7 protein-coding genes and 1 pseudogene are annotated in these 5,453 nt (G+C 35.9%); 1 reads left to right on the plus strand and 7 read right to left on the minus strand.

What is annotated here, in order from left to right; genetic code table 11:
- The coding region (gene trpS / locus ACE3RB_RS19620; RefSeq protein ID WP_374465753.1) for a tryptophan--tRNA ligase at window positions 1–793 on the plus strand (793 nt) is incomplete at its 5' end.
- Between the two features lie 178 nt (window positions 794–971).
- Here trpS and ACE3RB_RS19625 read toward each other — a convergent pair.
- The 7 genes and pseudogenes from ACE3RB_RS19625 to ACE3RB_RS19655 all read right to left on the minus strand — a co-directional run bounded on the left by ACE3RB_RS19625 (window position 972) and on the right by ACE3RB_RS19655 (window position 5,452).
- Window positions 972–1,814, minus strand: a complete 843-nt coding sequence (locus ACE3RB_RS19625) for a sensor histidine kinase (protein ID WP_374465754.1) — start codon at window positions 1,812–1,814, stop codon at window positions 972–974.
- The gene (locus ACE3RB_RS19630; RefSeq protein WP_374465755.1) at window positions 1,792–2,259 is read right to left on the minus strand and encodes a hypothetical protein; all 468 of its coding nucleotides are present in this window, start codon (window positions 2,257–2,259) and stop codon (window positions 1,792–1,794) included. Before ACE3RB_RS19630 ends, ACE3RB_RS19625 begins: the two co-directional genes overlap by 23 nt.
- Window positions 2,259–2,930, minus strand: coding sequence for a response regulator transcription factor (locus ACE3RB_RS19635; protein WP_374465756.1), 672 nt, complete (start codon window positions 2,928–2,930; stop codon window positions 2,259–2,261). The genes ACE3RB_RS19630 and ACE3RB_RS19635 overlap by 1 nt, the downstream gene beginning before the upstream one ends.
- Before the next feature lie 146 nt (window positions 2,931–3,076).
- A pseudogene (locus tag ACE3RB_RS19640) lies at window positions 3,077–3,283 on the minus strand (PepSY-like domain-containing protein); the annotation flags it as partial.
- 24 nt (window positions 3,284–3,307) lie between these two features.
- Entirely contained in the window at window positions 3,308–3,757 is a 450-nt protein-coding gene (locus ACE3RB_RS19645) for a PepSY-like domain-containing protein (RefSeq protein ID WP_374465757.1), read from the minus strand.
- Window positions 3,758–3,967: 210 nt separating this feature from the next.
- A complete protein-coding gene (locus ACE3RB_RS19650) occupies window positions 3,968–4,663 on the minus strand; it encodes a YjjG family noncanonical pyrimidine nucleotidase (protein ID WP_374465758.1) in 696 nt (231 codons plus the stop codon).
- Window positions 4,664–4,861: 198 nt separating this feature from the next.
- Window positions 4,862–5,452 (minus strand): RNA polymerase sigma factor, encoded by a 591-nt coding sequence (locus tag ACE3RB_RS19655; RefSeq protein WP_002983793.1) that lies wholly within the window; start codon window positions 5,450–5,452, stop codon window positions 4,862–4,864.
- Window position 5,453 lies beyond the last annotated feature (1 nt).

The following is a 5,453-nucleotide window of genomic DNA, read 5'->3' on the forward strand; positions in this document are numbered from 1 at the left end:
TACCTACGAGATTGCTGCGGCTTGGCTTGCTTGTGGGCTGGATACTGAAAAAACATATTTCTACAGACAAAGCGATATCGCTGAAACCTGTGAACTTTCTTGGCATTTATCATGTTTTTTCCCTTATCAAAGATTAACATTGGCCCATTCATTCAAGGATAAGGCAGACAGACTTCAGGATGTGAATGCAGGGTTGTTTACTTACCCTATTCTGATGGCTGCGGATATTTTGCTGTATGATGCAGAGATTGTTCCTGTTGGAAAAGATCAGCTTCAGCACCTGGAGTTCGCCAGAGATGTCGCGTCAAGGTTCAACAATCAGATGGGTGAAGTTCTTGTATTGCCACAGTCTGAACTTCAGGAAGACACCAAATATGTTCCCGGGACAGACGGTCAGAAAATGTCAAAATCCAGAGGGAATATCATCAATATTTTCTTACCTGAAAAGGAACTTAAAAAACAGGTGATGAGCATTGAAACGGATTCAAAAGCTTTAGAAGACCCTAAAGATCCTGAAACGGATAAAGTTTTTGCCATTTACCAGCTGATTGCTACTCCTGAACAAACCGAGGAATTAAGAGCCAAGTATCTTGCCGGAAACTTCGGATACGGACATGCTAAAAAGGAATTGCTGGATCTGATTCTGGTACGTTTTGAGAAGGAAAGAGAAACGTTCAATTATTATATGAACAATCTTGATGAGCTTGAAGCAAAGCTTCAGCAGGGAGCCGAGAAAACCAGACCTATTGCTCAGGAAACTCTTAAAAGAGTAAGAACAAGCCTAGGATTTTAATGCTAAATTGTAGACATAAAAAAGAGGCTATCTCAAAAGTGTCATTCTAAACGAAATGAAATGTAGTGAAGAATCTAATATATCTGATATCAATAAGATTCTTCCTTCGTCAGAATGACAAAAGTCAATAATTGACTTTTGAGACAGCCTCTTTCTCTATTAATATAAATTACAACTTTTAACGTCCGTTATTCTTTGTCAGAATAAAGTAATGCATATGATCTGCATATTCATAGTTAATCTCCCATCCCGGATACTGCCTGATAATGGTCTTAATGATAGACAGCCCCAATCCGGTAGAAGTATGATCTGAACCCTGTTTATAGAACCTGTTAAATATCCTTGTTGAATCCAGCGGCACAGAGCTGCCACTGTTTTGAAATGTTATTCTGTTGTTTTCAACGATAATGTTTAGTGCTCCTTCTTCATTATTGTATTTAACTGCATTCTTAAGAAGATTAGACAGCAGAATATCCGCCAGATCCTGATTGAAATCGGCTATAAATTTTCCTTTTTCAATGATACTGACCGCTACTTTTTTAAAAGCGATAAAATCTTCGTAATTCTGAACCAGCTGGGTAATCATTCCGTTAAAATCAACGTCTGAAGTTTTGTTAAACTGACTGTTTTCAATTTTGGAAAGCATTAATAAGGATTTATTTAAACCCACCATCCTTCTCAGGTCATTCTTCACTCCGGTAAGAAAAGTAAGGTTCTTTTTATCCAGATCATCATTCTGGATCATGAGATCAATTTTATTAATCACAATAGCCAAAGGAATCTGAAGTTCATGAGATGCATTTTCAATAAACTGCTTCTGCTGATAGAAAACAAGCTCATTACGTTCAATCATTTCATTGATTTCTTTGTTTAATTCTTCAAACTCAGTGATCTTGTAATTGTACTTTTCCCGGGAAAAAGGAATCCCAAACTGATATTTTTTAAGCTTATCCAGAATCTGATAGAAAGGTCTCATCGCCTTATTCAACAGATATCCGTTAACTACCACAATGCTTATCACCAAAAGGATATAAAAGCACGATCAGGGCAGTAGTAAGATCGTATATCAATTCATCTTCCTCCACCGTTGAAGTTCTTATAACAAGCCGCTGATGACCTTTGAACTGATCCATAAAATCTGCTTCCAGAACCCTGTAAGGCTGGTCTTTATCATCATACTCCATGTAGTACATCTTGTTGTAAAGCCTGCTTTTGTTTTGGTATTCTTCAGCTTTAATAGGGTTGATTTTAAATTCATTGAATCCAAACTCGTTATTCCTCAACAGCTGCGGATTAAGATAAACCGCTTTGATAATCTGTATTTTCCGGTCCCTTAAACCATCATCTACATTATCATGTACTTCATCCAGGATATAGGCATAAAAAAGACCTGCCCATACGGCTATAATCAGCAGCAGAATCATGATCAGGTATTTTATGGTGTAATATTTTAATGAGGTCTTCATCAGATCAATTTATATCCTATTCCGTATACAGCCTGGAAATCTGCTTCTGCATGGAGGGTTTTCAATTTTTTACGAAGATTTTTAATTTGGGAATAAATAAAATCGAGACAGTCTGCCTGGTCGATATAATCTCCCCAAATGGCTTCTGCCAAAGTTGTTTTCTGTAAAGTTTTCTCCGGATGAATCACAAAATAATACAAAAGATCATATTCTTTACGGTTGAGAACAAGTTCTTCATTCCCTACTTTCACAATTCTGCTCTCCGGATCAATGCTTATATTTTTGTAACGGATGATATTTTCTCCGTCCTGATTTTTTCTTCTGATCACAGATTTGATTCTGGCCATGAGCTCTGCAAGGTGAAAAGGCTTTGCCAGATAATCATCAGCTCCTATTTCCAATCCCGATACCTTATCATCCACAGAGTCTTTGGCAGAAAGGATGATCACCGGATCTTTCTTATGCATTTTCTTGATCTCCTTCAGCAGATCTATCCCATTTCCGTCAGGCAGCATAATATCGAGTAAAATACAGTCGTATTCGTAAGAAATAATTTTTTCCAGCCCGGCACTGTAATTCTCTGCGTATTCCACAATGAAATGCTCTGCTTCCAGAAACTTCTGTACGGTATCTTTCAGTTCAGGCTCATCTTCTATTATTAAAATCTTCATATTTCTGGATCTATTTACTCTGCTGCATGGTTAACTTATACCAAATATAGGAAATTAAAAGCTGGAAGATTGAAGTGAGAAGCCGGAAGTTATTCAGGCTCCCATCAATCTATGCCGTTTCATTTAACTTCCTGCCTCCAACTTTCTTACTTAACAAAGCGACCGTCTGCATCAAAAACAAGACAGAGACCATTCATCAAATGAATTTTGTAGGCATTGTATTTTTTTTCAATAGAATCAATGATGCTGCAGGGATGATTCCTTGTCATAAATGAAACTATATTCTTTCTGATCTGAGCAGAAGAAATCATTCTTCCGTTATTGTTTATTATATCCCAGTTGACCATAATATTAAAATTTAGTGTTTGGTGTTAGTATTAATCATCAATTTTTTTGAAGTTCCCGTTCCTGTCGAATTCAAGTTCCAGTCCATTGGAAAGCTCTGCTTTATAAGACCATCTTTTCTTTTCTATTTTGGTGATGTAAGTATTGGGGAAATTCTTCGTGCTGTAATTTCTGATTGATGCCGGAATAAAACCATACGGAATTTTCTGGTGCTTGCCATCTACTTCTTTCCAGTTTCCGCTTCTGTCGAATTCCATTTTCATTCCATTGGTCAGATATACTTTGTATTCATCCACTCCATAGATTTCCCGGTCTTCTATGGCTGAGTTTACAGGTATTCCTTTGAAATGGGCAGCAAGAAAGTTTTTCGCTGTTTTCGGCAAATGATTGGGAGAGATTGCTCTATCCTGTGCAGAAATAAAGTTTCCCATCAATAAAAACATGATCATCAATACTCCTGTGATTTTCTTTACATTTTTCATATGATTACATTTTTTGTTATTATTCTGGAGCAAAGTTCACCATCAATTTGGGAAAGAATTGGGAAAATTATTTAGGTAAAAAATTAAATAAGGTAAAGTTTAAATTTGACCACAGATGCTTGGATTGATTCTTAGAAAACATTCAAAAACAAAAAAGCCATTAAGATGATCTTAATGGCTTTTATACTGTAGACTTTTTTGTCTTACACTTTATAAGTATTCCTTAATCTGCTGAAGATGGGTGATGGATTTTAACCCCTCTCTCTGTTTATCTTCTTTATATACATCGAAGAAAATAACGTCCATTCCGAAATCTGCAGCACCCATTGCATCTGCAATCCAATCGTCACCGATCAGGATACTTTCCTCTTTTTTTGCCTCAGAAAGCCCCAGCGAATATTCAAAAATCCTTGGATTAGGTTTTCTTACCCCTACAGAATCTGCACTGGTAATTGTTTTAAAATAAGGGGCGATTCCGGAAAGGGTACATTTCCTTTCTGTCACCTCCTGAAATCCGTTGGAAATGATGTGTAATGTATAATTCTTCGCTTTCAGATATTCCAGAACATCTTCTGCTCCTTCTACCAGTTCATTATAACTCACAATATTATCAAGGAAGTTTTCTTCAAAATAAAGGGCAAGCTCTTTATTATCTATTCCGAAATGTTTGAATGAGTCATAAAAACGGTGTTCTCTCAAAAACTCTTCGCCAATAATCCCGTCTCTGATCTTTTCCCATAATTCTTCGTTGATATCATGATAAACAGAATGAAATTCTTCAAAGTCAATATGATACTTCGAATTGATTTCCTGCTTTTCAAAAAGGTCTTTGATGGTAAGATAGGCATTTCTGCGATGATCCCAGAGCGTATTGTCCAGGTCAAAAAAAACGTGCTGCATTTTCATACAGCACAAAGTTAGTAATTTTAATTTTTCGAGACAGGGTAATTCTTGCTTTTGACAATTTCAAGGCTTTTAGAAAAGTTGAGCAAAAAATCGATTGTTTGTTTCTTAGGTTTCAAAGTTTTCACTTTTAAAGAATCATTTTTTTTCATAGGCGAAGTATGTTTTTCTTTAAAACGTGAATTTATTTGAAATATTATTCTACCTGGTCAATATTATATTATTTTCATCCATGATTTTTCTCAGGTTTATCAAAGCATATCTTACTCTGCCTAAAGTTGTATTAATGCTCATCTCCGTATGGTCTGCAATTTCTTTGAAACTCAAACCATCAAAAAACCTCAGTTTTATTACCTCCTGCTGGTTTTGGGGCAAAAACTGTAACATCTTCAGAAGGTCCTCCTGAATCTGGTTGGTCACAAGCTGATCTTCAATATTCTCTGAAGGTTCTCTGATTAAATCAAAAATAGAATACTCATCTGTTTCAAAAGTAGTTTCTGAAACTTTGATATTCTTGGCTTTTGACCTGAAATGATCGATGATTAAATTGTGTGAAATTCTTTTCGCCCAAAGAATAAATTTACCTTCTTCGTTATAGCGCCCTTCTTTTAGCATCACAATAATCTTCATGAACGTATCCTGAAAGATATCGTTGGCTAAATCTTCATCATTAATTTTGTAAAAAATGAATGTAAACAGTTCTCTCTGATGTCGGTGAATGAGGGTTGATAATGCGCCCTCGTCTCCTTTTTGGTAAAGGGAAATTAGTAAACTATCCGATTTTGATTTCATA

The sequence above is a fragment of the Chryseobacterium sp. genome (assembly GCF_041914225.1).
GTDB lineage: Bacteria > Bacteroidota > Bacteroidia > Flavobacteriales > Weeksellaceae > Chryseobacterium.